Source organism: Variovorax sp. OV084 (assembly GCF_900111625.1).
Classification (GTDB): domain Bacteria; phylum Pseudomonadota; class Gammaproteobacteria; order Burkholderiales; family Burkholderiaceae_C; genus Variovorax.
Genome location: NZ_FOII01000019.1, coordinates 44,462 through 69,775, shown reverse-complemented (window position 1 = coordinate 69,775; position 25,314 = coordinate 44,462). Strand labels below are relative to the sequence as shown.

Here is a 25,314-nt window from a genome sequence, read left to right as displayed (position 1 = left end):
TACAAACACAGCGCTTTCGCATCGTCCCGAGGATCAGAGAACAACGCCATGAGCCAACCCGCCCTTTCCATGCTTTCCGCCCCGCGCCGATGGCTGCTCGGCCTGGCGCTGCTGTGCGTCGGCCTCGCGGCCAGCGCGCAGCAAGACCCGCCGGGCCGCGTCGCCCGCCTCAACTTCCAACAGGGCACGGTGAGCTTCGCGCCTGCCGGCGAAGACAGCTGGTACGACGCGCAGCCCAACCGCCCCATCACCACCGGCGACCGCCTCTGGACCGACCGCAACGCGCGGGCCGAGCTGTACATCGGCTCGGCGGCGCTGCGGCTCGACGGGCAGACGCATGTGGAGTTCTCCGAACTCGACGACGACACGGCGCGCATCACCTCGAACCAGGGCAACCTCCAGCTGCGCGTGCGCGACGAGCTGGCGGGCCAGCGCGTCGAGGTCGACACCGGCAATCTCGCGGTGGTGATCGACGAGCCGGGCGAATACCGCATCGCATCCGATCCGGCCGCCGGCACCACCTGGGTGGCCGTGGCCTCAGGCCGCGTCACGCTCTACGGCGACAACGGCCAATCTCAATCGCTGGGCGCGCGGCAGCAGCTCACCGTGTCGGGCCGCGACCTTTCGGCCGTGGGCGGAGCGCCGCAGCAGACCGGCGGTTTTGAAGCCTGGGTGGCCGAGCGCAACCGCCTCGAAGACCAGTCGGTCTCCGCACGTTATGTGTCGCGCGAGGTGGTCGGCTACCAGCAGCTCGACAACTACGGCGACTGGCAAAGCGACGCCACGTATGGCGACGTCTGGTTCCCGCGCAACGTCGATGCCGACTGGGCGCCGTACCGCGACGGCCAGTGGGTCAATGTCGCGCCTTGGGGGCTGACCTGGGTCGACGCCGCGCCGTGGGGCTTCGCGCCCTTCCACTACGGCCGATGGGCTCGCGTGGGTCCGCGCTGGGGCTGGGTGCCGGGGCGTCCGAACGGGCGGCCGGTGTATTCGCCCGCGCTGGTGGGCTTCGTGGGTGGCGGTGCCAATGCTGGCGTGCAGATCGGCAACGGTCGCAACGGCGTGGGCTGGTTCCCGCTGGCCCCGGGCGAGCAATGGCGCCCTGGCTACCACGCGAGCCAGCGCTATGTGGACCAGGTGAACCGCATGGCCATCTACAACCGGCAGGCCCGCAACGACTTCTATGCCAACCAGCAGATGCCGGCCGCCGTGACTGTGCTGCCCGCCGACCGTTTCGGCCGCGGCTCTTTCGGGCGGCGCGACCTGGTGCGGCTGCCGGACGACCGCTTCTCGCGCGGGCCGGTGGCGCCCACGCCGGGCATCGCCATCAACGGCTTCGGCGGCGGCTTCGGCCGGCCCGCCGCGGTGATGCCGCCGGCGGCGGCGCTGATGGCGCGGCAGCAACAGCAGGTCCAGTTCCAGCAGGCGCAACAGCAGCAGTTGATGCAGCAGCGCGCGGCGCAGGCCGCACAGATTCAACAACAGCAGCAACTGCAGCAACAACAGCAGATGGAATGGCAGCGCCAGCAGGGCGGGCGTCAGCAACAGGAATGGCGCCAACAGCAGGATTGGCGGGCGCAACAAGACTGGCGCCAGCGCGGCGAGCAGGAGCGCTGGCAACAGCAACAGCAGCAACAACAACTGCAGGTCCAGCAGCAACAGGCGCTGCGTCAACAGCAGGAAATGCAGCAGCGTGCCGCACAAGCCCAAGCCCAGCAGCAGCAACAGTTGCTTCAACAACAGCAAATGCAGCAGATGCAGCTCCAGCAACAGCGCGCGGCCCAACAGCAGGCCTTGGCCCAGCAACAGATGCTCCGCCAGCAACAGGAAATGCAGTTGCGCGCCGCGCAGGCGCAGCAGCAGGTGCAGGCCCAACAGCAGGCCCAGCAGAACGCAATGCGCCAGGCGCAGGAGGCCCAGCTGCGCGCGCTCCAGCAGCAGCGCGGCATCGCACCCCAACCGCAGCCGCAAGGCCAGCGCAGCGACGATCCGCGCAAGCTCTGGACCTCGCCGGACTCGCGCTGAGAACGCCCCACCGCAAGCCCCGCTGAAAGCGCTGCCTTCGCCCCGCCGCTACAGTCGGCGGCCAAGGAGCAAGCCTTTCATGCCCACATTCGACTTCGATCTCTTCGTCATCGGCGGCGGCAGCGGGGGCGTTCGCGCCGCTCGCATGGCGGCGCACACCGGTGCCCGCGTCGCCATCGCCGAGGCCGCCGAACTCGGTGGCACCTGCGTCAACGTGGGCTGCATTCCGAAAAAGCTCTACAGCTATGCGGCCGGCTATGCCGAGTCTTTCGAGGAAGCCGCGGGCTACGGCTGGAAGCTGCATGGGGCGCCGCAGTTCGACTGGGCGCACCTGAAGGCGCAGCGCGCAAAAGAGATCACGCGGCTCAACGGCGTCTATGCCTCGCTGCTGAAGAACTCGGGCGTCACGCTCGTCACCGGATGGGCGCAGCTGGTCGATGCCCACACGGTGGAAATCGACGGCCGGCGCCACACCGCGCGCCACCTGCTGGTGGCCACCGGCGGCACGCCCTTCGTGCCCGACATTCCAGGCCGCGAGCACATCGTGACCTCCGACGCGATGTTCGACCTCGACCCGTTCCCCAAGCGCCTGCTGGTGGTGGGCGGCGGCTACATTGCCTGTGAATTCGCATCGATCTTCAACGGGCTGGGTTCCAAGGTCACGCAGCTGCACCGCCGCGCGCACCTGCTCACCGGCTTCGACGACGACGTGCGGCAGTTCCTGGCGAACGAGATGGGCAAGGCCGGTGTCGACATCCGGCTGAACTGCGAAGCCTCCTCGGTCACGCGCGGACCGCACGGACTCACGGTCACGCTGGCGCGCGGCCAGCAGATCGAGGCCGACACGGTGCTCTTTGCCACCGGCCGCGTGCCCAACACGCAGGGGCTCGGCCTCGAAGCAGCGGGCGTGAAGCTCGACGAGCGCGGCGCGATCGCGGTCGATGCGCACTACCGCAGCTCGGTGCCGTCAATCTACGCGGTGGGCGACGTGTCCACGCGCGTGCAGCTCACGCCGGTGGCACTGGCCGAGGCGATGGTGGTGGTCGACGAGCTCTTCGGCAAAGGCAAGCGCCGGCTCGACTACGAATTCATTCCCACGGCCGTGTTCACGCACCCGAACATCGGCACCTGCGGCTACAGCGAACTCGACGCGCGCGCGAAGTTCGGCGAGGTGACGGTGTTCTCGAGCGAGTTCAAGTCGCTGCGCCACACGCTGTCGGGCCGCAGCGAGCGCACGTTCATGAAGCTGATCGTGGACAAGGCGAGCGACCGCGTGGTGGGCCTGCACATGGTGGGCGCGGACGCGGGCGAAGTGGTGCAGGGCTTCGCGGTGGCGATGCGTGCGGGTGCGACGAAGGCGATCTTCGACAGCACCGTGGGCATTCACCCGACGGCCGCTGAAGAATTTGTGACGATGCGCGAACCGATGCCCGGCTAGGCGGTCAGGGGAAGCGCAAAGTTTTCGACCTTTTTGGAAGGCGTCTCGGAGGCCTCAGCGTGACTTTCGCTTGTAGAAGATCTGCGACTTCAGGTTCTGCGCAATGGGTTCGACTTCGGCTTGCCACCCGTTCATGAAGTCCGGAGTGCAGATTCCTTCCGGCGTCTTGTCGAACACCTCGCGCACGACGCGCACACCGGTTTTCGTACGCTTGTAGCTGCTCGCAAACTCAAGATATCGCCCGCGCTTCGTCATCGATTCTGGCAACTGGGCAAAACTCACGCCGGGTGCCAGTTCGATGTCATAGCTTTCGTCGGTCTTGAATCCCTCGCAGTAGTGGCGCCGCGTGACAGGAGCCTGGTCGCCCTTGAATGCAAAACGGGAAACGGACAACGGCAGGCTGACAACGGGTGTCAGCCGGAAGGCCCCTGAGGTGCCGGCTTGCAGATAGTTGTCTATCTCGAAGGTGAGACCGAACGAGTACTCGTCCGCCAGGGCCTTGGCTTCAGACAAGTCGCCGCGATCGAGTTCGCCCTTGCCCTTGAAGCCGGAGGCCGACAGCGTGCGTCGAACGAAGTCGCGAACCGTGGTCGCCTTGAGGTCGCGCATGTAAGTGCGCCATTGCGCGGCTCGTGCTCCCTTGAAGCTGACTTGGACATCGCCCGTCGCGCTACCGTCTGCGCTGATGCGCAGCCTGGTCCGCACATGCTGCTGCGCCCGGTCGGGGGCCGAGGGTGGAATCGTCGCCAGCGCCGTGGCCGCGCCCACGTGGAGGACGGGCTTGCCATGCGAGCCACTTGGCAGGTAGCCGAAGGGAATCTCCTTGGCCGTGGCGTCCAGGTAGATCTTCCAGTCGGGCAGATAGTTGATGACATGGTTGACCATGGACACGACGGGTATGGCCGGCAGATCGAGTTGGCTACCCGCATTGATCAACACCTGTTCGCCCCGGATGTCGGCGGCGCGCCATAGTGCCTGCAGCAGTGTGGCGTGGTCCTTGCAATCTCCCATCTTGTTGTCGAGCACCGTATCGGTGTCTCGCGGCACGACCGCGCCTACGCCGATGCAATTGCCCCCGTAGGTGATGTTGCGGGAGACCCATTCGTACAGCAGTCGGGCACGCGTGAGCGGATCGGACTGGTCGCCCACGATGGACTTCGCCAATGCGGTCACACGGGCATCGGGTTCGGCCTTGGGCAACGCGCGGTCGCCGTAGGCCTTGGCGATCGACTCGTAGCTCGGAAAGGTGCTCACCATCAACACCGGGAATTCCTCCAAGCGCCAGATTCCTTCATCGGCCTCGTCGTACGTCCGCGGCGAAGGATTGCGATAGCGCCATGTACGCACCTGGAGGCCGCTGTCCTCGCTGGCAGCTTCTTCCTGCAGGTTGTGGCTTTCGAACTTCAGGTCGAGCGCCTTGGCGAACCGGACCGTGATGCGGGCGTCTTCATAGACGCTGAAAGGCGAGAAGGACTGGACGACCGAGAAGGCCCCCGGAAAGATCGGTTCCTTGTCCGCGATCCGATATTTCACGCCGACCGTGTCGCCCACGGCCACGTCCGGGAACACCACCGAAAGACGTGTGTAGTCAGAGAAGAGCGGCTTTGCCCCGTCACGTCCGTTGTTGACCTCGGTCTGGTAGTTGGTCGGCGGCGCCGTGATACGCCGCCCATCGGCCTTCAACGTATAGGCCTCCAGGATCTCGCCCTTCTGGATGCTCGTGCTGTACGAGAAGGTCGCGGACTTCATGTCTTCCAGCGCACTCGCGTGAAGAATCTGGTTCGCCGATGTGTAGGTCGTCGTGGCTCGACCGTCAGACGCCACCTCGTAGTCCGCGTACCACTGCTTTGAAATGACGTGAGCCTGCTGCGGCTCGGCAGCCTGGACCACCGAAGTACTCGCCAGGGCGGCGAGCAGGTAAAACGCACCCCAGGGCCGCGCAAGGGCCCGTTGCATCCGTTCGAACATGATTTCCTCCAGCGCTTCTTTTATGGGAACGAGGTAACAGACCTCGTCGTATCGCGCCGCATCAGGCGCGTTTCAAAATGATACGAGAAGTCGCCTTGCCTGGACGCTAGAACCCAGCCGCCTGCAGTTGCTTGCCCTCGAGCAGCTTCACCATCACGAACAGCACGCGATTGGCCGGCGTGGGCACGCCCAGTGCCTCGCCGCGCCGCACGACCAGCCCGTTGAGATGGTCGATCTCGCTGAGCTTGCCGCGCGCGAGGTCTTGCGCGGTCGACGAATATTGCGAGGGCATGCTCTGCGCGATGCCGCGCACGGCGGCGTCGGTATCGCCTGGCACTTCGACGCCTTCGGCCTTCGCAACCGCGAGGCACTCGGCCACCACGTCACGGATCACGTCGGTCACGCCCGTGCCCTTCGCGAGCACGCCGTAGGGCAGCTGCGTGACGGCCGAGAGCGCGTTGTAGGCGCAGTTGAGGATCAGCTTGGCCCACAGCGAGCCGCGCACGTTGCCCGAGATCTGCGTGGGCACGCCGGCGGCGACGAGGTGCTGCGCGACCTGCTCGCTCATGCGCGAGGGCGCGATCACCAGCTCACCGCGCCCGTGGTGCTTCACATGGCCCGGCCCCGCCATCTCGGTCGCCACGTAGACGACCGCCGCGGCAACCTCGTTCGCCGGCAGCACCGAGCGCACGCGCTCGTCGTTGTCGACGCCGTTCTGCAAGGTGAGCACCAGTGCACCGGGCGCGAGATGCGGCTTGATCTGCGCGGCGGCCGCTTCGCTGTCGGTCGATTTCACGCAGAACAGCACGAGGTCCGCGCCCTGCACCGCATCGGCTTCGGTGCTCGCAGCCACCTTCACGAATTCGTCGAAGGCCTTGGTCTCCAGCCGGAGCCCCTTGGCGTTGACGGCCTCCACGTGCGAAGGCCGACCGACCAGCACCACCTCATGCCCGGCACGCGCCAGCATGGCTCCGTAGTAGCAGCCGACTGCGCCGGCGCCCATGACTGCGACTTTCATCGGTTCGATTCCTTGGTTGTCGCGGCGATCATGCCTCGGTCTCCACGCCGCGCGATTTCAGACCTTCTTCCAGCAGCCATTCGCGAAACGCCGCGAAGGCCGGCAGGTCGAGCCGGTCGGGCCGGTAGCAGAGGTAGTGACCCTGGTTCACGCTCACCGGCGTGCCGCACGGGCTCAGCAGCGAGCCTTCGGCGAGTTCTTCCTGCACCAGCAGCTTCGGCACGAGGCCGATGCCCAGCCCGTTGAGCGCCGCCTGTATCAGCGCCGAATACTGCGCGAAGCGCGGGCCGGCCACGATCTGCACTTCGGGCACGCCGTGCTGCGCGGCCCATTGGCGCCAGGCGCTGGGCGCGCCTTCGTGATGCAGCAGCGTGTGGCCGACGATGTCGGCGGGCTGCGCGATGCGGTGCCGCCCCTCGACCAGCGAGCGCGCCACGATCAGCACGAACTCGCGCCCCGCGATGTATTCGGACACCACGCCGGGCCAGCCGTCGGGGCCGTATCTGATCGCGGCGTCCACGCCCGCCGGAATGCCGTCGCTCGGCTCCAGGTGACGGCTGAAGCTCAGCATCACGTGGCGGCTCTTCTGGCTGAAGGCGGGCAGACGCGGAATCAGCCACTTGGTAAGGAAGGTGGGCACGCTCGCCAGCGTGAGCAGCCCGGCGCCCGCGTCGCCCGAGCGCGCCTCGAAAGTCGCTGTTTCTATGGCGCGCAGGCCGCCCGAGATCTTCTGCCAGTACACGCGCCCCTGCGGCGTGAGCTGCACGCCGCGCCCGTTCTTCTGCAGCAGCTCGCGGCCGAGGAAGGCCTCCAGCCCCGCGATCTGCTTGCTGACAGCGCTCACGGTGATGCACAGGGCGCCGGCCGCTAGCGTGATGCTCTGGTGGCGCGCCACGGCGTCGAAGGCCAGCAGCTCCTGGATGGTGGGGCAGTCGCGCTTCATGCATGGCTCCGCTTCGTGAAAGCTGCATGAAAAACGCTTTCCGATTGCTCAAGTGTCGTCATCCAACTTTCACCCATAAGTACGCATGCGGTTCCTAGAATTCGAGGCAACGCGGCGGCATGCTCGGCGCGGACAGTAGCGCATCCGGAAAGTATGCCGGGTGTCCATGACATTGGAGACAACCTTGATCCGCGGCATCTCGCTCATCTACGGCCTGTACCTGCTGCTGCCCATCGCCCTGCTGCTGGTAGGCAGCGTGGGCGGCAACTGGACCAACACGCTGCTGCCCACGGGCATCACGGGGCAGTGGTATGTCGACCTCTGGCTCGACACCTCCTTTCGCAAGGCCTTCGTGAGCAGCCTCGTGGTGGCAATGGCTGCCTGCGCCATCAACACCGTGCTGGCGCTGCCGCTGGCCTATGCGCTGTATCACGGCGCGCGGCGCGGCGGCAGCCTGGCGGCGCGCATCGTGAGCGCCACGCCGGTGGCGGTGCCCGCGATCACTCTGGCCTTCGGCTACATGATCGTGTTCAACACCGACCTCGCGCCCTGGCTGGGCTCGATGCCGCTGCTGATCGCGGCGCACGCGATCCTCACCCTGCCCTACCTCACCAACACGCTGCTCACCGACCTGCGCCACCTCGACCTCGGCCGGCTCGAACAGGCGGCCGCCACGCTCGGCGCCTCGGGCTGGCAGCAGTTCACCGGCATCGTGCTGCCGAGCCTGCGGCAGAGCCTGATCAGCGGGCTGGTGATGGTCGCTGCCATTTCGGTGGGCGAGTTCGGCGTGTCGAACCTGCTCACGAGTTTCCAGAACCGCACCTACCCGGTGGTGCTGCTGCAGGCCTTCTACGGCGCCACGGGCTTTGCCTGCGCGGCCACGGTGATCCTTCTTGTGCTGGCCAGTGCGTCGGCGCTTCTTTCTTCTTCCCTTGTAAAGCAGCGCACATGAGTCTTCTGTTCGACAACGTCAGCTACAACTACCCCGGCAGCACGCACGGCCTGCACGACGTGTCGCTCGACGTACGCACCGGCGAGCTCCTGGCGGTGATCGGGCCCAGCGGCTCGGGCAAGTCGACGCTGCTCAAGCTGGTGGCGGGCCTGGAGACGGGCCACACCGGCCGCATCATGCTCGGCGGCGAAGACATGTCGCGCACGCCGGTGCACCAGCGCCACATCGGCATGGTGTTCCAGAGCTATGCGCTCTTTCCGCACTTGAGCGTGCTCGACAACGTGGCCTACGGGCTCAAGCTGCGCAAGCTGGCAACGGCCGAGCGGCGCAAGCGCGCGCAGCAGCTGCTCGACATCGTGGGGCTGGGCGACTTCTCGCAGCGCGCCGTGGCACAGCTCTCGGGCGGGCAGCAGCAGCGTGTGGCCCTTGCCCGCGCGCTGGCCATCGACCCGCGCGCCCTGCTGCTCGACGAGCCCCTGTCGGCCCTCGACGCCAGCGTGCGCGGCCATCTGCGCGACCAGATCCGCTCGATACAGCAACGCTTCAACGCCACCACGCTGCTGGTCACGCACGACCAGGAAGAAGCGCTGGTGATGGCCGACCGCGTGGCCATGCTGAAAGACGGCCGGCTGCTGCAGATCGCCACGCCGCGCGAGATCTACGAAAACCCCGCGAGCCGCGCGGTGGCCGAGTTCGTCGGACTCTCGACGATCCTGCCCGCGAAGGTGGCCTCGCCCGGCCGGCTGGACCTGGGCTTTGCCGAAGTCTTCGCCGACACCGGCCACCGCCCCTTCGGCACCGCGCTGCACGTGCTGGTGCGCCCCGAACACATCCGAGCCGACCCGGCGCCCGACGCCGTGAACCGCCTCGCGGGCCGCACCGGCGCGCAGCGCTACCTGGGCGCGCTCACGCGCTACGACTTCGAGGTGCCGGGTGCGGGCAAGCCATTCCTTGCCGAATCGTCCCTGCCCGCTGCCGAGGCCATCGCCATCGCGCCCGAACACCTTCGTTTACTTGACCACTGACCTTTTCCTTCAAGGAGCCACCATGCAACGCAGACATCTGATCCAGGCCGCCGGCGCACTGCCCGCACTGTCATTGGCAACCCTCGCGGCACGCACCGCCTTCGCCTTCGACGTCCCCGAGCTCTACGCAGGCGAGAAGGCGCTGTACGCCGAGGCTCAGAAGGAAGGCCTGTGCGTCTCCTTCGACACCGGCCCCGAATGGGCCAACTGGAAGTCGCTGTTCCGCGACTTCAAGAAGCGCTACCCCGAGATCGAGCTGACCTACAACGACATCGGCTCCGCCGCCACCGTGGTCGCACTCGAAAAGACCAAGCGCCGCCCGCAGGCCGACACCGCCTACTACTTCGCCGCCTCGGCCGTCGACGCCGCGAAGAAGGACGTGGTCGCGCCCTTCAAGCCCGTCAACTTCGACAAGCTGCCGCCCGTGTTCCGCGAGGCCGAGGGCCGCTGGTTCACCATCCACACGCTCAACATCGCTTTCCTGGTCAACAAGAAGCTGGTGAAGACCGTGCCCACCGGCTGGGCCGACCTGCTCAAGCCCGAGTTCAAGAGCACGGTGGTTTACCTTGACCCGCGCTCCACCGGCATCGGCCAGGTACTGACCTTTGCAGCGGCCTACGCCAACGGCGGAAGCGTCGACAACGTGCAGCCCGGCACCGACTACCTCGGCAAGCTGCATTCGGCCGGCAATGTGCTGCGCGTGGAAGGCACGACGCCGTACGCCAAGTTCCTGAAGGGCGAGATCCCGGTGTGGATCAGCTACGAGAACGACGGCCTCAAGGCCAAGCACGTCGACGGCATGGGCGACGCGGTGGAAGTCGTGATTCCCAAGGAAGCCAGCGTGGCCGCACCCTACGCCATCAGCCTCGTGAAGAACGGCCCGAACCCGAACGCCGGCAAGCTGTGGCTCAACTTCATCATGAGCGAGGCAGGCCAGTCGCTGTTCGCGCAGGGCTTCGTGCGTCCGGCTGTGCCGGGCACGCCGCTGAGCGCCGACGTGGCGGCCAAGATGCCGGCCGCGCCGCAGATCAAGCCGCTCGACGTGGTGAAGGCCTCCGAGCGCAAGGCCGAAGTCGACAAGCTCTGGGCGCAGGCCGCGCTGGGCAAGTAAGCAGGCCGTGATGCGACGCTTTGGCGCCTGGCCCGCATGGGCCTTCATGGCGCTTTTCTTCGCGGTGCCGCTCGCGGCGCTGCTGCCCGAAGCCTTCGCCGAGGGCGGCAGCGCCTTCGGGCGGCTGTTCGGCAACCCGCTGTTCCTGGGCGCGCTGCGCAATACGTTGGGCCTCGGCCTCGCGGCGGGCGCGATCTCGGCGCTGGTGGGCACCTGCATCGCCATCGAGCTGGCGCGCCAGCCCGAAGGCCGACGCCAATGGATGATGACGCTGCTGGGCTTGCCGCTGGCCTTCTCGGGGCTGGTGATTGCCTACGGCTTCATCCTGGCCTTCGGCCGCGCGGGCTTCGTGACGCAGCTGCTCGCGGGTCTCGGCGGTGACCCGGCCGCCATCGGCAGCTGGATCTACAGCGTGTCGGGCCTGGGCTTTGCCTATGCCTACTACCTGATTCCGCGCGTGGCGCTGTCGCTGTACCCGGTGTTCGCCAACCTCGACCTGCGCCCGGCGCAGGCGGCGCGCACCTTGGGTGCTTCGAAAGCGCGTGCCTTCTGGGACACGGTGGTGCCCGAGGTGATGCCCTCGGTGCTGTCGAACGCCTGCATGGTGGCCGCGATCGCGATGGGCACCTACGGCACGGCGCTGGCGCTGGTGGGCACTCAGCTGAACATCCTGCCGCTGATGCTGCTCGCGCAGGTGGGCGACGGCGGTTCCGATTTCGCGGTGGCGGCGGCCTTGTCGCTGGTACTGATGGTGGTCTGTGTGATCGTGATGGGAGTGGGCGATGTCTTTACGCGAAGGCGCGAGCGTGGTGCTGTCGGCGCCGGTCACTGAGGCGCTGGCGCGCCTCGCGCAGAAGCAGCGGGGGCCGCAGCGCTACCGCCAGCCCGTGGCCATCATCGGCCCGGGCGACGGCGGCCCGGCCGAATGCGAGGCCGCCCACGCGGTGGCGCATGCGCTGGCCGGCGCGGGCATGTCCGTGGTCTGCGGCGGACGCGGCGGCGTGATGGCCGCGGCCTCGCGCGGGGCCGCGGAGGCCGGCGGTGTCGTCGTGGGCATCCTGCCCGAGGACGACGACCGCAACGCCAACGAATGGCTCAGCGTGGCCATCCCCACGGGCATGGGCGAGATGCGCAACGGCATCGTCGCGCGCAGCGGCGTGTGCCTGGTCGCCATCGGCGGCAACATGGGCACGCTGTCAGAGATGGCGCTGGGGCTCAAGTGGGGCAAGCCGGTGTTCGTGATGCACGGCGACGTGGCGCTGCCCGGCGCGGTGCAGGCCACGGACGTAGAAGACATGCTCACGAAAGTGCTCGCCTGCCTGCTGGCATGACTCCCCCCGGCTGAAGCGGCGGGCGCATTGCACAATGCCGTCATGCCCTACATGCCCACCTTTGTCGCTCCCGCCCGCTTCACCGATGCCGCCGCTGCACTCGAACAGGTCAAGGCCATCTACCAGGGCGGCCTCGCCCATCTGCGCGAATCGATGCTGCGCTTCGTTGCCGGCGAGGCGCTGCCGGGCCGGGTGCGGGCCTGCTACCCCTTCGTGCGGGTGCACACGCACACCGTCTCGCGCCACACGCCGCCGGCCAACGCCGGCCTGAGCTACGGCTTCGTGGCCGGCCCGGGCCGCTACGAGACCACGCTGACGCGGCCCGATTTGTTCTCGCGCTATTACCTCGACCAGTTCCGCCTGCTGCTCGAAAACCACCAGGTCGAGCTTGAGGTGGGCACCAGCACGCAACCCATTCCCATCCACTTCTCCTTTGCCGAGAACGACCACATCGAAGGCACCATGAGCGCCGAGCGCCGCGCCCTCATGCGCGACGTGTTCGACCTGCCCGACCTGGGCGTGATGGACGACGGCATTGCCAACGGCACCTACGAGGCCCGCGACGGCGAGGCGCAGCCGCTGTCGCTCTTCACGGCCGCGCGGGTGGACTACTCGCTGCACCGCCTGCGCCACTACTCGGGCACTGCGCCCGAGTGGTTCCAGAACTTCGTGCTGTTCACCAACTACCAGTTCTACATCGACGAGTTCGTGCGCCTGGGCCACGAGGCCATGGCCGACGAGAACAGCGAGTACGTCGCCTTCATCGAGCCCGGCAACGTGGTCACGCGCCGGCGCGGGCTTGCTGCAGGTTCGAGCGCCACCTACGGCCACCTGCTCGACGGCAGCCAGGGCACTGCCCCGCCGCGCCTGCCGCAGATGCCGGCCTACCACCTGGTGCGCGAGGATTGCAGCGGCACCACCATGGTCAACATCGGCGTCGGCCCGGCCAATGCCAAGACCATCACCGACCACGTCGCGGTGCTGCGCCCGCATGCGTGGATGATGCTGGGCCACTGCGCCGGCCTGCGCAACACGCAGCAGCTCGGCGACTACGTGCTGGCCCACGCCTACGTGCGTGAAGACCATGTGCTCGACGAAGAGCTGCCGCTGTGGGTGCCGATTCCGGCGCTGTCGGAAATCCAGCTCGCGCTGGAGAAGGCCGTGGCCGATGTCACACGCTACGAGGGCCCCGACCTGAAGAAGATCATGCGCACAGGCACCGTGGCCAGCACCGACAACCGCAACTGGGAGCTGCTGCCCGGCAACCAGCCGCAGCGCCGCTTCAGCCAGAGCCGCGCCGTGGCGCTCGACATGGAAAGCGCGACCATTGCGGCCAACGGCTTCCGGTTTCGCGTGCCCTACGGCACCCTGCTGTGCGTGAGCGACAAGCCGCTGCACGGCGAGATCAAGCTGCCCGGCATGGCCAACCACTTCTACCGCGAGCGCGTGGAGCAGCACCTGCGCATCGGCATGCGGGCCATCGAGATCCTGCGCGAAGAGGGCTCGACGCGGCTGCACAGCCGCAAGCTGCGCAGCTTTGCCGAGGTGGCGTTCCAGTAAGAAGAAGGTCTTCTGGAGGGCCCCGACAGAGGTCGGGCCCTCAGGGTTTGTCCTGCCCGCCACCGCGCGGGATTGCGCCGTTTCGCGGACATCATCCGGTTTACCCCACAGCAACCGGAAAGAAGATGACCCAGTCGCGTTCCGTTCCCCTCTCCCGCCGCAGCTTCTCGACATGGATCGCGGCCTCGGCCGCAGCTGCTGGCGCAGGACATGCCGCACTGTGGCCGCGCACCGCCTCCGCCGCCGATGCACCCGTGAGCAGCAAGCTGCGCATCGTGATTCCCGCCAATGAAGGCGGCGGCTGGGACCAGACGGGTCGCGCACTCGGCGCCGCGATGCTGGCGTCAGGCGCGGTCGGCAGCGTGGTGTACGAGAACATCGGCGGCAAGGGCGGCACCATCGGCCTGGCGAAGTACGTCGAGAAATACGATGCGGACCCCGACACCCTGCTGATGAGCGGCATGGTCATGGTCGGCGCGGTCGCGCTGCAGAAGCCCGCCGTGACGATGGCCAACATGGCGCCGATCGCCCGCCTCACCAGCGACTACGAGGTGGTGGCGGTGAAGGCCGATTCGCCCATCAAGACCCCCAAGGACCTGATTGCACAGCTGCGCGCTGATGCAGCCAACACCGTCATCGCGGGCGGCTCGGCCGGCGGCGTGGACCACATGTACGCAGGCATGCTGGCGCGCGTGGCCGACGCTTCGCAATCGCTGGTCTACCAGGCGCACCCCGGCGGCGCGGAAGTGGTCGAGGCGCTGGCAACCGGCAAGGCCGCAGCCGGCATCTCCGGCTACAGCGAATTCAGCGAGGGCCTGGCCAGCGGCAAGCTGCGCGCCATCGGCGTGTCGTCGAAGCGGCCGTTCCAGGGCATCGCCTCGGTGCGTGAGCAGGGCGTGGAAGCCGACCTTGCCAACTGGCGCGGCGTGCTCACCGGCCGCAAGGTGCCGCCGTACCGCAAGGCGGCGCTGCTGACGGTGGTGCGGCGCGCCACCGCCACCGATGTGTGGCAAAAAGCCATCAAACAGAACAACTGGGACCCCTTCTGGATGGAGGGCAAGGATTTCGAGAATTTCCTCGAAACCGACACCGCAATGGCCGGCCCGCTGATCTATCTGCTCAAGCTGAAAGCCTGAGAGCGCCCGCTCCTGCGGGTTTTCCCTAGGCCACGAAGGCAAGGGATTGACACGTTTTTCGGACATCATCCGGTTACTTTTACAGGGAACTGGAAACAAAATGTCGCATTTCGTGCCGACCGGCCTCTCTCGCCGCAGCCTTGCGGCATGGATCGCATCGACCGCTGCCGCGGGCGCAATGCCCGCAGCGCTCTGGCCCACGATGGCCGGCGCGGCCGAACCGCAGCTCGCCACCAAGCTGCGCATCGTCATTCCCGCCAATGAAGGCGGTGGCTGGGACCAGACCGGCCGCGCCCTCGGCGCCGCGATGATCGCGTCGGGCGCGGTGGGCGACATCAGCTACGAGAACATCGGCGGCAAGGGCGGCACCATCGGCCTGGCGAAGTACGTCGAGAAATACGACGCCGACCCCGACACCCTGCTGATGAGCGGCATGGTCATGGTCGGCGCGGTGGCGCTGCAGAAGCCCGCCGTCACGATGGCGCAGGTCGCGCCGGTGGCACGGCTCACCAGCGACTACGAAGTGGTGGCGGTGAAGGCCGACTCGCCCATCAAGACCCCGAAGGACCTGATCGCGCAGCTGCGCGCCGATGCTGCAAAGACGGTCATCGCGGGCGGCTCGGCCGGCGGCGTGGACCACATGTACGCCGGCATGCTGGCGCGTGTGGCCGGCAACGCGGGGGCTCTGGTCTACCTGCCGCACCCCGGCGGCGCACAGGTGGTCGAGGCGCTCGAAACGGGCAAGGCGGCCGCCGGCATCTCGGGCTACAGCGAATTCAGCGATCACCTGGCCAGCGGCAAGCTGCGCGCCATCGGCGTGTCGTCGAAGCGGCCGTTCCAGGGCATTCCGTCGGTGCGTGAACAGGGCGTGGACGCCGACCTCGCCAACTGGCGCGGCGTGCTCACCGGCAAGAAGGTCCCGGCCGAGCGCAAGGCCGTGCTGCTCGAAGCCGTGCGCCGCGCCACCACGGCCGATGTCTGGCAGAAGACCATCAAGCGCAACAACTGGGACGCGTACTGGATGGCGGGCAAGGACTTCGAGAGCTTCCTCGATCTCGATACGGCGATGGCCGGGCCGTTGATCTACCTGCTCAAGCTGAAGGCCTGATCGCTCGAAGCATCACGCGAAAAGCTCGGGCATTTCGCGCTGCGCCTTCGGCGTGAGCGTGAGCGCCCGCCCGTCGAGCTCTTGCCTCACCCATCCCCGACGCAGCGACAGCTGCAGCCATGCAGCGCCCAGCGCACCGCCCAGGTGCGGACGGCGCTCGCTCCAGTCGAGGCAGGCGCAGGCGAAGCGGCGGCGCGAGCGCCGCACCGCATCGACCTCCACGCCCAGGCTCTCCAGCGCGATCGCGCCTTCGGACGTGAGGTCATACGAGCCGCTCTGCAGGCCGCTGAGCCAGCCCTGCGCATGCAGCCTGTCGTGCAGCGTGACGCCGGCCGTGCCCGCCATGTGGTCGTAACAGGTGCGCGCGCTGCGCAGGCGGCTCGGCGTGTTCGGCTTGAACTCTGGCGTGCGCGGCGCGCCGGCCACCACCATCAGGCTTTCGAGCGCGGCGGCGACGTCGTCGTTGGCGAGGCGGAAGTAGCGGTGCTTGCCCTGCACCAGCAGATCGACCAATCGCTCGTCCTTCAGGCGCGCGAGGTGCGCGCTCGCCGTGGACGCGGCCACTTCAGCCACGGTGGCGAGCTCAGTGGCAGTGCGCGCGTGGCCGTCCATCAGGCAGCTCAGCATGCGGGCGCGCGCCGGTTCGGCAATGGCGCCGGCCAGGCGGGCCAGCTGGAAATCGGCGGATGAAGCGGTGGTGTCCATGCGCCCATCGTAAGACGGCGCCGCATCCGACACTTCGTTCGCGGACGAAGTGTGGCGGCGGCTTCGATCGCACACTGATGCCATGAACGAAAGCAACAGCCCCACCCTCGCCGAGATGCCCGCCGACCCGGTCGCTGCCGTCACGCATGCCGATCCCTATCCGTACTACGCCGCCCTTCGCGACGGGCCGCCGCTCGCTTGGAACGAGAAGCTGCGCCTCTGGGTCGCGAGCCGCGCGGACGTGATCGAAGAGGTGCTGCTCGCGCACGGTGCGTTGCGTGTACGGCCGCCCGCCGAGCCGGTGCCGCGCGCCATCGTGGGCAGTGCGGCCGGCGAGGTTTTCGGCCATCTGGTGCGCATGAACGACGGCGTGGCGCACCAGGCGCATCGGCCCGCTCTGCAACGCGCACTGGCCGGGCTCGACCTGAACGCGGTGCACGCGGCAGCCCTGCAGATAGCGCTGCGGGTTCCGCAGCAGCAGCCGCTGTCCGACGCGCTGTTCTCGATGCCTGTGCAGGCCGTCGCGCACCTGCTGGGTTTTGCCGACGACGCGCTGCCGCAGGTGGACCGGTGGATGCGCGACTTCGTGGCCTGCCTGTCGCCGTTGTCCACGCCCGAGCAGTTGCAGCGTGCGAGCGCCGCGGCGGGCGAATTGATGACGCGCTTTGAAGTTCTGGTGGCAGGCAAGTCGCCACGGCACGGCACGCTGCTCGCCGCCGTGCTCGCCGAAAGTGCGGGCGATGCGCCTCTGTCGCGCTCGCTGCTGGCGAACGTGGCCGGCCTGCTATCCCAGACCTGCGATGCAACGGCGGGCCTGGTTGGCAACAGCCTGATCGCGTTGATGCGCGAGCCTTCGCTGCGCACGTCGACTCGCACGCGCGACGGCCTGCAGGCCATCGTCGAGGAGACCGCGAGGCACGATCCGTCAGTGCACAACACACGGCGCTTTGCCGCCGAAGCCGTCACCATCGCCGGCACACCGCTGGCCTCAGGCGATGCGGTGCTGGTGCTGCTGGCGTCGGCCAATCGCGACCCGGCGTTCAACCCCGATCCCGACCGATTCATGCTCGTGCGCGCCCGTCGCCGCATGCTCGGCTTCGGCCACGGCATGCATGCGTGTCCCGGCCAGGCATTGGCGTGCACGCTGGCCGCGGCCAGCCTTGACGCCCTGCTGCGCCGCGCGCCCGACCTCGATGCTCAGCGCCTGCGCGGCTGGAGCTACCGGCCGTCGGTCAACGGGCGCATTCCCGTGTTCCACTGACCCGTGCCCGCCAGGTGAGGCGACAGCTGCGCATCGCCCCAGCGAAGCGGCAACGCCGCCGGGCGACGCAAGGCATGCGTGACGTGGAAGCGCATCAGCCGCTCCGCGCCTTCGAATTCGGCCACCTCGGGCCCGTCCCAAACGATCTCTGCCGTGACTGCCACGTGCAGCAGATCGCCGCTGTCGAAGTCGACGAACAGCAGCCCCGCGCGCGGATGCGCCGCCAGGTTGCCGAGCGTGTTGAAGAAGCGGTTGCCGTTGAAGTCCGGCACGGTGAGCACGTCATCGCCGTCGATGCGCACGAAGCCAGGGCGACCGCCGCGGTGCGACACATCGACGCCGTGCGAACTCGCATCGGCCTCGTCGCCCGCCGCAACCTCGTTCGGATAGGCGGTGGCGATGAACAGCGTGTCGGCGCTGCCGATAAGGCGATGCGCCGCAAGGTCGAGCTTGTCGAGCCATTGCGCCTGCGGCGCTGCATCGGCACGCGGCGAAACGAACACCGGCTCGCGCGCCTGGATGTAGCGCGGGCAGTTGCCGAAGCTCTGCTGCACAGCGACCATGAAACCCGCGTCATCGAGCGCCTCGACCGTACCGTTCATGCGATTGCGCCGCCGCGTATGCGGCTGGATGCCGAGCAGGCCCAGCGTGGCGCCCTGCTTCAACTGGCCAACGAGCGGATCGCCCGACGCGGGCAGCGCATCGACGCGCAGGTGCGTGGCATCTGGTGAATGCGCGAAGCCGGCAGGTGCCGCGAGCACGCTGGCCCAGGGCTGCATATCCGCGTCAAGGCTGCCGACCACGAGGAACGGCAACAGCCCGAAGAACTCGCGGTGCTGGTCGGGCATGTAGTCGCGAATGACGCGCGGCCCGGCCACCTCCATCTGCTCGCGCGAGCCCGCCAGGGCCTGCAACGCCCGCTCGCCGGCGTGGAACGGCGCGGCGATCATGCGACCGCCGCAAGCCCGATGGGCGTGCGCACCATTGGTACGAAGCCCGGCAAGGCTTCCACGCGCTCGAGCCAGCCGCGCACGTTCGGGTAGGTATCGAGCGCCACGCTGCCTTCGGGCGCATGCGCCACATAGGCGTAGTTCGCGATGTCGGCCAGCGTGGCGGCGGGACCGGCAAGGAAGGGCTGCTGCTGCAGGTGCATCTCCATCACCGAGAGCAACGCATGCGAGCGCTTGACGGTCTCCGTCGGGTCGGTGGTGTGGCCGAACAGCGCCATGATCCGCGCGGCCGCCGGGCCATACGCCAGCGGCCCCGCCGCCACCGAGAACCAGCGCTGCACGCGCGCCGCACCGACGGCATCGCGCGGCATCCAGCGCGCGGGGTCGGACGCATAACGCTCGTTGAGGTAGACCAGGATGGCGTTGGAGTCGGCCAGCGTAAGGTCGCCGTCCTCGATCACCGGCACCTGGCCGAAGGGGTTGCGCGCCAGGAACTCCGGCGCACGGTTGTCGCGCTTGCGCATGTCGATCTCGACGTTCTCGAAGGGCAGGCCGAGCATCGTGAGGAACAGCCGCACGCGATGCACGTGGCCGGAGAGCGTGGTGCCGTAGAGCTTGATGGGCTGGGCGGGGCGATTGGCGACTGCGGCGTTCATGGAGGCGTTCCTTTTTCGAGATGGCTGGGACAGTGCCCCGATTCTTCTCTCTTGCGGCAAATGAATGAATAGCCATTCCTGTATTTGACTGCTGCGTTTTCCGGTTTAATCTCCCCATGGATCGTTTCAAGGCCATGCAGACCTTCGTGCAGATTGCCGACCAGGGCAGCCTGACCCGCGCCGCCGAGGCGCTCGGCACCTCGCTGCCCGCGGTGGTGCGCTCGCTCGCCGCGCTGGAGGCGCACCTGGGCGTGCGCCTGTTCCACCGCACCACGCGCCGCCTTTCGCTCACCGAGGAAGGCCGCCACTACCTGTCGAGCGCACGCGAGGTGCTGCTCGCGGCCGACGCCGCCGACCTCGCGTTGAAGGCCGAGGCGCGCGAGCCGGCGGGCCAGCTCACCATCACCGCGCCGGTGCTCTTCGGCCACATGTACGTGGCGCCGGCCATCGTGCGCTTCATGCAGCGCTACGAAAAAGTGCGCTGCAGCGTGCGGCTGTACGACCGCACCGTGAACCTGCTCGAAGAAGGCATCGACGTGGGCATTCGCATCAGCCCGCTGGAAGATTCGTCGCTGGTGGCGCAGACGCTGGGCACCATCCGCCGCGTGGTGGCCGTGAGCCCCGACTACCTGGCGCGGCACGGCACGCCAACGCATCCGCGCGACCTGAACGGCGCGCCCTGCGTGCGAGGCCGCGTCGATGCGCCGGCGCAGTGGCTGTTCCACGAAGGCGGCAAGACGATCAGCGTGACGCCGAACAACCGCCTGGAGTTCAATCACCTCGCGCCGGCCATCGAGTCGTGCGCAGCGGGCATGGGCTTCGGCACCTTCTTCTCGTACCAGGTGATGCCGCACGTGGCGCAGGGTCGGCTGAAGCTGGTGCTGGAAGACTTCGAGCCGCCGCCGCGGCCGGTGAGCGTGATCTATCCCAATGCGCGGCTGCTGCCCGCGCGCACGCGGGCGTTCATCGAGTGGATGAAGATGGAGTTCAGCGGGCTCAGGCTCTAGGTGCAGTTGCCATTGCAGCTGCAGTTGCGGGGCAATTCGCGGCTGTCGAGCAGGCAGATTTCCGAGTCCTGCTTCAGCACCGGCCAGCCGTCGCGCTCGAGCTGTCCGGTCACGGCCGATACGCGCGACGTGAATTCCTCCAGGGATTCGCAGCTGCGCAGCGTCACGAAGCAGGTGCAGGCTTCCTCACGCAGGCTGTCTCGCGACAACTGCGCGCCGTGCGCCTCGCACAGCTGCTGCAGCGCAGACATGTCGCACTGTTGCTGGCGCAGCTTGCCGCGCCACTCGAAATACTGGCCGTCGCAGTCGAGCTGGTCGGCGTCCTGCACAGGCGCATCGACCTTCACGCCCAGCACTGCCATGCCCGCCCGCGCCAGCCATTGCGCCAGCGCCATCGCTTCGGCCTTGGCTTCTTCGAGATCGGCGCGCAACCAGGCGGTAGCCGAGAGCTGCCGATTTCGCTCGCCGCCGTTGTCGCGGTGATGGTCGATCAGCAGCGGCCGCAGCCCGATCTGCTCGCACACCGCGACAAAGAACGGGATCTGCGATTCGTGCGGCACATCGCAGGTCAGGTGAAGTTCCAGTCTGCTCTTCATGGCACGACCACCGGCGCAGGCAAAGGCAGGCCATCGCAGAGCGCGGCGGCATCGCTCGCCATGCCGCGCACCGCCTCTTCGAGGCCGAGATTCAGCACCGACATGAACTCGCCATTGGCGCTGGCCCAGTTGGTGCGCGTGCCCATGCCGTGGTACTGGCGCAAGACAGTCTCGCCGCCGGGCAGGCGGTAGTTCACCTTGAGCACGACGTGCGAAACCAGGTTCAGATCGACCGACCACGCGTGGGCCAGGCGCAGGGCCACATCCGCAGTCACCTGCCTGGCACCGGCGCTCGCGGGCGGTGCGCCCAGCACTGTCTGGAACCCGTAGCGGCTCGTCGACTGCAGCGCGCCGCGCGTCCACCCGGTGGCGTCGCCGCTGCGCAGCGACTGCACGGACCGGGGCGTGGCATGCACCGTCGGCAGCATCACGGTGAGGTTGCCGGCGTTGGCCTTGTTGCTGCGCGCATCTTCGATCGACGGCAGGTACAGCGTGCAGCCGCGCGCGAGTCGCAGCGACACGGCCGGCACGCTGTTGGGGCGTTCGGCCGGCTCAGGCGCGGGCTCGAAAACCATGGGGAGCGGCTCGCTCTCGGTGACGGCATGCGAGAGAGTGGGCATGGTGCAGAGTATGGCCAGAGCGGTAGCGATGGCAAGTCCTTGGCGTGGCCTCATGGGGCGGTGTTCCTGACCGAATACATGGCGCCGTCCTGGTCGCGGAACAGCACGCGGCCGGGCTGCTCGTCGAAGCTCTGGCCGGCCAGTGTCACCCACGAACCGTTGACGTTGAATCGCGCAGTCTTAACGCCACCTGAACGGGCGCCGGCAATGTCCAGCGCGACCGCATGCAGGGTCTGTGCCATCGACTCGCGCATCACGCCGCGCAGCACCTGCCCGTCGTTCGCGGTGAGCCTTCGCAGCACGGCAGCGCGCGCGGTGCCGCCGATGGGCGTCTGGAAGATGGCCGAGGCGCGGTAGCTCGGCTCGCTGCGGCCGTCCTGCCAGAGCAGGGCCGAGGTGCGCGTGGTGAAGGCACCGAGGCCTGGCTCCAGCGCGTATTGCAGCAACAGCACCATGTAGGCGGGGCCAGTTTTCGTGGCAGCGATGCGGGCCTCCTGCTCGGCCTTCAGCGGCATCGCCGCGAGCACCTGCGAGGAGCGGATCTTCAGCGGGAACGAGCTCGGCTCGGCAAGCAGCGTGGTCAGCGCCTTGCCCGCCTCCACGCGGTAGTCGTAGTCGAGCAGCGGGCCGACGATGGCCTGCACTTCGGCGCTCATCTCCTTCTGGCGCGTTTGCTGCACCGACGAGTCGATCAGCGCGCCGATCAGCCCGCCGCCCGTGGCCGCGCTCACGCCCGGGGGCTGTGCGGAGAACATGAAGCTCTCCTGAGCGACGACGACGCGTACGTCGACTTCCTGGACCTTGCTGCGGTCCGCAGCCGCCAGGGGCCGATGAAAAGGTGCGCAGGCGCTGAGCAGCAGCGCAGCCGACAGCACCAACCAGAAACGCAGCATCCTTGGGCCTCCCACCGCGCAATGCAATTGGGCGTCGATTGTGAGGCCGCCGGGGCGTGGTTCGACTCGGGTTATCGAGGGCTTGGAGCGCCCGTGATTTTCAGGTGACTGCGTCAGAATGGTTGTGTGCCGCCCACATCTTCTTCCCCTTCCCCCGCACCTCTCTTTCACGCCAGCCACTTGCGCAAGCGCTATGGCGACACCACGGTCGTCGACGACTTGTCGTTCGAGATCGCGCCCGGCGAATGCCTGGGCGTGATCGGCCCGAACGGCGCGGGCAAGACCACCACCATCCGCATGTGCCTGGGCCTCACCGCGCCCGACGGCGGCGACATCTCCGCGCTGGGGCTGCAGATGCCGCGCGATGCACTGGCCATCAAGGCGCAGCTGGGCGTGGTCACGCAGTTCGAAACGCTCGACCCGGATTTCAGCTGCGCCGAGAACCTCGTGGTGTACGGCCGCTACTTCGGCTTCAGCAAGGCGCATGTGCGTGCACGCGTGCCGCAGCTGCTGGAGTTCGCGGCGCTGTCGCACAAGGCCGATGCGAAGCCGGGCGAGCTCTCGGGCGGCATGCGGCGGCGGCTGTCGCTGGCGCGTGCGCTGGTCAACGACCCGAAGCTGCTGCTGCTCGACGAACCGACCACCGGCCTCGACCCGCAGGCGCGGCACCTGATGTGGGAACGGCTGCAGGTGCTGCTGCAGCAGGGCAAGTCGATCTTGCTGACCACGCACTTCATGGACGAGGCCGAACGCCTGTGCTCGCGCCTGCTGGTGCTCGACCATGGCCGCAAGATCGCCGAAGGCCGCCCGCGCGATCTGATCGCCGAGCACCTGGAGCCCGACGTGGTCGAGGTGTATGGCAACGGCGCACTGTCGCTGGCGGAATCGCCCGAGCTGAAGGCGATGGCGGCACGCGTGGAAGTCAGCGGTGAGACAGTGTTCTTCTACACGCAGGACGCGCGGCGGCTGCTCGATGCGCTGACGCAGCACAGCGGCCTGCGCACCTTTCATCGGCCGGCGAATCTGGAGGACCTCTTCCTCAAGCTCACCGGCCGCCAGATTCGCGAGGACGGCTAGATCATGAACACGACGACAACGACGACCGCACCGATTGCAGCGACCGCGCCTCCTTCGCCTTCAGTGTGGCGCCCGCCCGAAATCTCGCTGCGCTGGTGGCCCGTGTTTTTGCGCAACCTGCTGGTGTGGCGCAAGCTCGCCATCCCCAGCCTGATCGGAAACATCGCCGAACCGCTGATCTGGCTCGTGGCCTTCGGCTACGGCATGGGCGCGCTTGTGGGGCAGGTGTCGGTCGACGGCGTGAAGGTGCCCTACATCCTGTTCCTGGCGAGCGGGTCGATCTGCATGAGCGCGATGAACGCGGCGAGCTTCGAGGCGCTGTATTCGGCGTTCTCGCGCATGCACGTGCAGAAGACATGGGACGGCATCATGAACGCGCCCGTCGGGCTCGACGACATCGTGATGGCCGAGATGCTGTGGGCGGCGTTCAAGTCGATCTTCACCGTGACGGCCATCTTGTTCGTGATGCTCGGGCTGGGCATCAGCCACAGCCCGAAGCTCATCGTCGCGTGGATGGTGCTGATCGGCGCGGGCATCACCTTCTCGTCGATCGCGCTGATCTTCAATGCGCTGGCGAAGGGCTATGACTTCTTCACGTACTACTTCACGCTGTTCATGACGCCGATGATGTTCCTGAGCGGCGTGTTCTTTCCGCTCGAGCAACTGCCCTCCGCCGTCAAGGCCGTGGCGGCGTGGCTGCCGCTGACGAATGCGGTGGCACTGGTGCGGCCGCTGTTCATGGACCAGTGGCCGACCGACTGGTGGCTGCACGCGGCGGTGCTGGCTGTGTATGCGGTGGTGGCGTTCTGGATTGCGTTGGCGTTGACGCGCAAGCGGTTCAAGGGGTGAGGCTGGATCTCTTCATCACCTGCAGCTGCATGACTCCCGCGGTCCGGGCCCTCACTTCAGGCGAAGCCAGGCAAGTGGCAACCGCCTCGTAGCCGGGCGCGCCGGGATAGGGCGTCACCTGGGTCGGCGGGCTGTGGTTGGCGGGGCAGAGGATGATGGTTTCGTCCGGGCCGACGGCAGTCAGGTCGAGGATGGCGCAGGAGCGGGTGAGCATGAAGAGGGGCCGCACGCCGGGCCCGCAGCGGCGCAGCCAGGCAATCAATGCCTCCTGGGTTGCGTGGTCGAGGCCTTGTTCGATCATGTCGATGACCAGAGCGTCCGGCCCGTCGGCCTGCAGCCCCGCGAGCAATGCGATCAAGGCATCCGACGGCGTGGCGCCGTCTTCCACGAGCCAGGTCAGGGCTTCGTCGACGCGGGACTTCAGCAGGGAATCGCCATCCAGCCGCGACTTTGCTGCTGCCACCTCGTCATCTTCAAGCCTCTCCAGGCCCAGCATGGCGGCGTTGGGCAATGCATTGGCGAGGCACTGCGCCAGCCGGGTCTTGCCGCTGCCTAGCGGACCAATGATGTAGTTCAGGGCGCGGATGTCGCGAAGCTCAAAGAGCTCCCCGCCCCATGGCCACGGCAGTTCGAATGCGATGCGGACCTCTGCAGCAGGTGCCAGCAGGCCTGTGAGTTCGCCGATGCTCGGCGTCCGGCCTTGCGCCAGTTCGCTTCGCAAGCCACGGACCTTGTCGACCGTGCGAGCAAGCTGGCGAAGCTGCGCTTCCAGCGCTGTCTGGTGCGCCGCCAGCGTTGGCTCCAGTCCCTGGGAATTGCCTTCCAGCGCCCGCTCCACCTGCGCAAGGCTGAAGCCGAGCGCGCGAAGCGCGACGATCTCGGCGGCCCGGGCCATCTCCTTCTGGCCATACTCCCGCCACCCTGCCGCAGTACGACCAGGCTCCACCAACCCGCGCTGCTCATAGAGCCGCAAGGCCTTGGCCGAAACACCGAGCCGCCTCGCGGCTTCGGATGGACTGAAAGAGCGAGCGGTGGATTGCATGAAGAGAACCTTTTTCGACGTTCTTCTCTTTTTAAGGGCTGCC

Annotated in this window: 24 protein-coding genes; 14 read left to right on the top strand and 10 right to left on the bottom strand. The window is 67.6% G+C overall.

Annotated features, from left to right (window positions below; translation table 11 throughout):
* The first annotated feature begins 48 nt into the window (after nt 1-48).
* Both BMW87_RS29320 and gorA read left to right on the top strand, forming a co-directional pair.
* Entirely contained in the window at nt 49-2,025 is a 1,977-nt protein-coding gene (locus tag BMW87_RS29320; RefSeq protein WP_093081030.1) for a DUF6600 domain-containing protein, read from the top strand.
* A gap of 79 nt (nt 2,026-2,104) precedes the next feature.
* A complete protein-coding gene (gorA, locus tag BMW87_RS29315; RefSeq protein ID WP_093081027.1) occupies nt 2,105-3,463 on the top strand; it encodes a glutathione-disulfide reductase in 1,359 nt (452 codons plus the stop codon).
* A gap of 54 nt (nt 3,464-3,517) precedes the next feature.
* Here the strand turns inward: gorA and BMW87_RS29310 are convergent, their stop codons facing one another.
* The 3 genes from BMW87_RS29310 to BMW87_RS29300 form a co-directional block, all read right to left on the bottom strand.
* On the bottom strand, nt 3,518-5,431 hold the full coding sequence (locus BMW87_RS29310) for a DUF3857 domain-containing transglutaminase family protein (protein WP_093081025.1): 1,914 nt from the start codon (nt 5,429-5,431) through the stop codon (nt 3,518-3,520).
* 106 nt (nt 5,432-5,537) lie between these two features.
* The gene (locus tag BMW87_RS29305; RefSeq protein ID WP_093081022.1) at nt 5,538-6,449 is read right to left on the bottom strand and encodes a ketopantoate reductase family protein; all 912 of its coding nucleotides are present in this window, start codon (nt 6,447-6,449) and stop codon (nt 5,538-5,540) included.
* A 28-nt stretch (nt 6,450-6,477) separates the two neighbouring features.
* A complete protein-coding gene (locus tag BMW87_RS29300) occupies nt 6,478-7,392 on the bottom strand; it encodes a LysR substrate-binding domain-containing protein (RefSeq protein ID WP_093081020.1) in 915 nt (304 codons plus the stop codon).
* 166 nt (nt 7,393-7,558) lie between these two features.
* On the opposite strand from BMW87_RS29300, the gene BMW87_RS29295 reads away from it, so the two are divergent.
* The 8 genes from BMW87_RS29295 (at nt 7,559) to BMW87_RS29260 (ending at nt 15,615) form a co-directional block, all read left to right on the top strand.
* Nucleotides 7,559-8,344 carry an ABC transporter permease gene (locus tag BMW87_RS29295; protein WP_093058692.1) on the top strand — a complete coding sequence of 262 codons (786 nt, stop codon included), beginning with the start codon at nt 7,559-7,561 and terminating at the stop codon, nt 8,342-8,344.
* Nucleotides 8,341-9,369 (top strand): ABC transporter ATP-binding protein, encoded by a 1,029-nt coding sequence (locus tag BMW87_RS29290; protein ID WP_093081018.1) that lies wholly within the window; start codon nt 8,341-8,343, stop codon nt 9,367-9,369. The genes BMW87_RS29295 and BMW87_RS29290 overlap by 4 nt, the downstream gene beginning before the upstream one ends.
* 22 nt (nt 9,370-9,391) lie before the next feature.
* Nucleotides 9,392-10,480, top strand: a complete 1,089-nt coding sequence (locus BMW87_RS29285; protein WP_093081016.1) for an extracellular solute-binding protein — start codon at nt 9,392-9,394, stop codon at nt 10,478-10,480.
* Nucleotides 10,481-10,490: 10 nt separating this feature from the next.
* Complete coding sequence (locus tag BMW87_RS29280) at nt 10,491-11,312, top strand: ABC transporter permease (RefSeq protein WP_093081013.1); 822 nt, start codon at nt 10,491-10,493, stop codon at nt 11,310-11,312.
* A complete protein-coding gene (locus BMW87_RS29275) occupies nt 11,263-11,811 on the top strand; it encodes a TIGR00725 family protein (RefSeq protein ID WP_093081010.1) in 549 nt (182 codons plus the stop codon). The genes BMW87_RS29280 and BMW87_RS29275 overlap by 50 nt, the downstream gene beginning before the upstream one ends.
* 42 nt (nt 11,812-11,853) lie before the next feature.
* On the top strand, nt 11,854-13,371 hold the full coding sequence (locus BMW87_RS29270; protein WP_093058687.1) for an AMP nucleosidase: 1,518 nt from the start codon (nt 11,854-11,856) through the stop codon (nt 13,369-13,371).
* Between the two features lie 125 nt (nt 13,372-13,496).
* Entirely contained in the window at nt 13,497-14,507 is a 1,011-nt protein-coding gene (locus BMW87_RS29265; protein ID WP_177192871.1) for a Bug family tripartite tricarboxylate transporter substrate binding protein, read from the top strand.
* 100 nt (nt 14,508-14,607) lie between these two features.
* A complete protein-coding gene (locus BMW87_RS29260) occupies nt 14,608-15,615 on the top strand; it encodes a Bug family tripartite tricarboxylate transporter substrate binding protein (RefSeq protein WP_093081008.1) in 1,008 nt (335 codons plus the stop codon).
* A 12-nt stretch (nt 15,616-15,627) separates the two neighbouring features.
* Here BMW87_RS29260 and BMW87_RS29255 read toward each other — a convergent pair whose 3' ends face one another.
* Nucleotides 15,628-16,320, bottom strand: a complete 693-nt coding sequence (locus BMW87_RS29255) for an ArsR/SmtB family transcription factor (protein ID WP_093081005.1) — start codon at nt 16,318-16,320, stop codon at nt 15,628-15,630.
* Between the two features lie 82 nt (nt 16,321-16,402).
* On the opposite strand from BMW87_RS29255, the gene BMW87_RS29250 reads away from it, so the two are divergent.
* A complete protein-coding gene (locus BMW87_RS29250; RefSeq protein WP_256216970.1) occupies nt 16,403-17,581 on the top strand; it encodes a cytochrome P450 in 1,179 nt (392 codons plus the stop codon).
* Here BMW87_RS29250 and BMW87_RS29245 read toward each other — a convergent pair.
* Both BMW87_RS29245 and BMW87_RS29240 read right to left on the bottom strand, forming a co-directional pair.
* On the bottom strand, nt 17,539-18,531 hold the full coding sequence (locus tag BMW87_RS29245; RefSeq protein WP_093081003.1) for a pyridoxamine 5'-phosphate oxidase family protein: 993 nt from the start codon (nt 18,529-18,531) through the stop codon (nt 17,539-17,541). The genes BMW87_RS29250 and BMW87_RS29245 overlap by 43 nt on opposite strands.
* Nucleotides 18,528-19,187, bottom strand: coding sequence for a glutathione S-transferase family protein (locus tag BMW87_RS29240; RefSeq protein WP_093081000.1), 660 nt, complete (start codon nt 19,185-19,187; stop codon nt 18,528-18,530). The genes BMW87_RS29245 and BMW87_RS29240 overlap by 4 nt, the downstream gene beginning before the upstream one ends.
* Nucleotides 19,188-19,303: 116 nt before the next feature.
* Here BMW87_RS29240 and BMW87_RS29235 point away from each other — a divergent pair, with 116 nt between their 5' ends.
* On the top strand, nt 19,304-20,194 hold the full coding sequence (locus tag BMW87_RS29235; protein WP_093058682.1) for a LysR family transcriptional regulator: 891 nt from the start codon (nt 19,304-19,306) through the stop codon (nt 20,192-20,194).
* On the opposite strand, the gene BMW87_RS29230 is transcribed toward BMW87_RS29235, so the two are convergent.
* Genes BMW87_RS29230 through BMW87_RS29220 form a run of 3 tightly spaced genes read right to left on the bottom strand, consistent with a single transcriptional unit; the run spans nt 20,191 to nt 22,303 of the window.
* Nucleotides 20,191-20,790 (bottom strand): hypothetical protein, encoded by a 600-nt coding sequence (locus BMW87_RS29230; protein WP_256216968.1) that lies wholly within the window; start codon nt 20,788-20,790, stop codon nt 20,191-20,193. The genes BMW87_RS29235 and BMW87_RS29230 overlap by 4 nt on opposite strands.
* Nucleotides 20,787-21,410, bottom strand: coding sequence for a hypothetical protein (locus BMW87_RS29225; RefSeq protein ID WP_256216967.1), 624 nt, complete (start codon nt 21,408-21,410; stop codon nt 20,787-20,789). The genes BMW87_RS29230 and BMW87_RS29225 overlap by 4 nt, the downstream gene beginning before the upstream one ends.
* A gap of 50 nt (nt 21,411-21,460) precedes the next feature.
* Nucleotides 21,461-22,303 carry a hypothetical protein gene (locus BMW87_RS29220; protein WP_093080995.1) on the bottom strand — a complete coding sequence of 281 codons (843 nt, stop codon included), beginning with the start codon at nt 22,301-22,303 and terminating at the stop codon, nt 21,461-21,463.
* Between the two features lie 126 nt (nt 22,304-22,429).
* Here BMW87_RS29220 and BMW87_RS29215 point away from each other — a divergent pair, with 126 nt between their 5' ends.
* Nucleotides 22,430-23,380: an ATP-binding cassette domain-containing protein gene (locus BMW87_RS29215; RefSeq protein WP_177192870.1), complete on the top strand. Its 951-nt coding sequence runs from the start codon at nt 22,430-22,432 to the stop codon at nt 23,378-23,380.
* 3 nt (nt 23,381-23,383) lie between these two features.
* Nucleotides 23,384-24,229: an ABC transporter permease gene (locus tag BMW87_RS29210; protein ID WP_093058678.1), complete on the top strand. Its 846-nt coding sequence runs from the start codon at nt 23,384-23,386 to the stop codon at nt 24,227-24,229.
* On the opposite strand, the gene BMW87_RS29205 is transcribed toward BMW87_RS29210, so the two are convergent.
* Entirely contained in the window at nt 24,219-25,271 is a 1,053-nt protein-coding gene (locus tag BMW87_RS29205) for a MerR family transcriptional regulator (RefSeq protein WP_093080990.1), read from the bottom strand. The genes BMW87_RS29210 and BMW87_RS29205 overlap by 11 nt on opposite strands.
* Between the last annotated feature and the right edge of the window lie 43 nt (nt 25,272-25,314).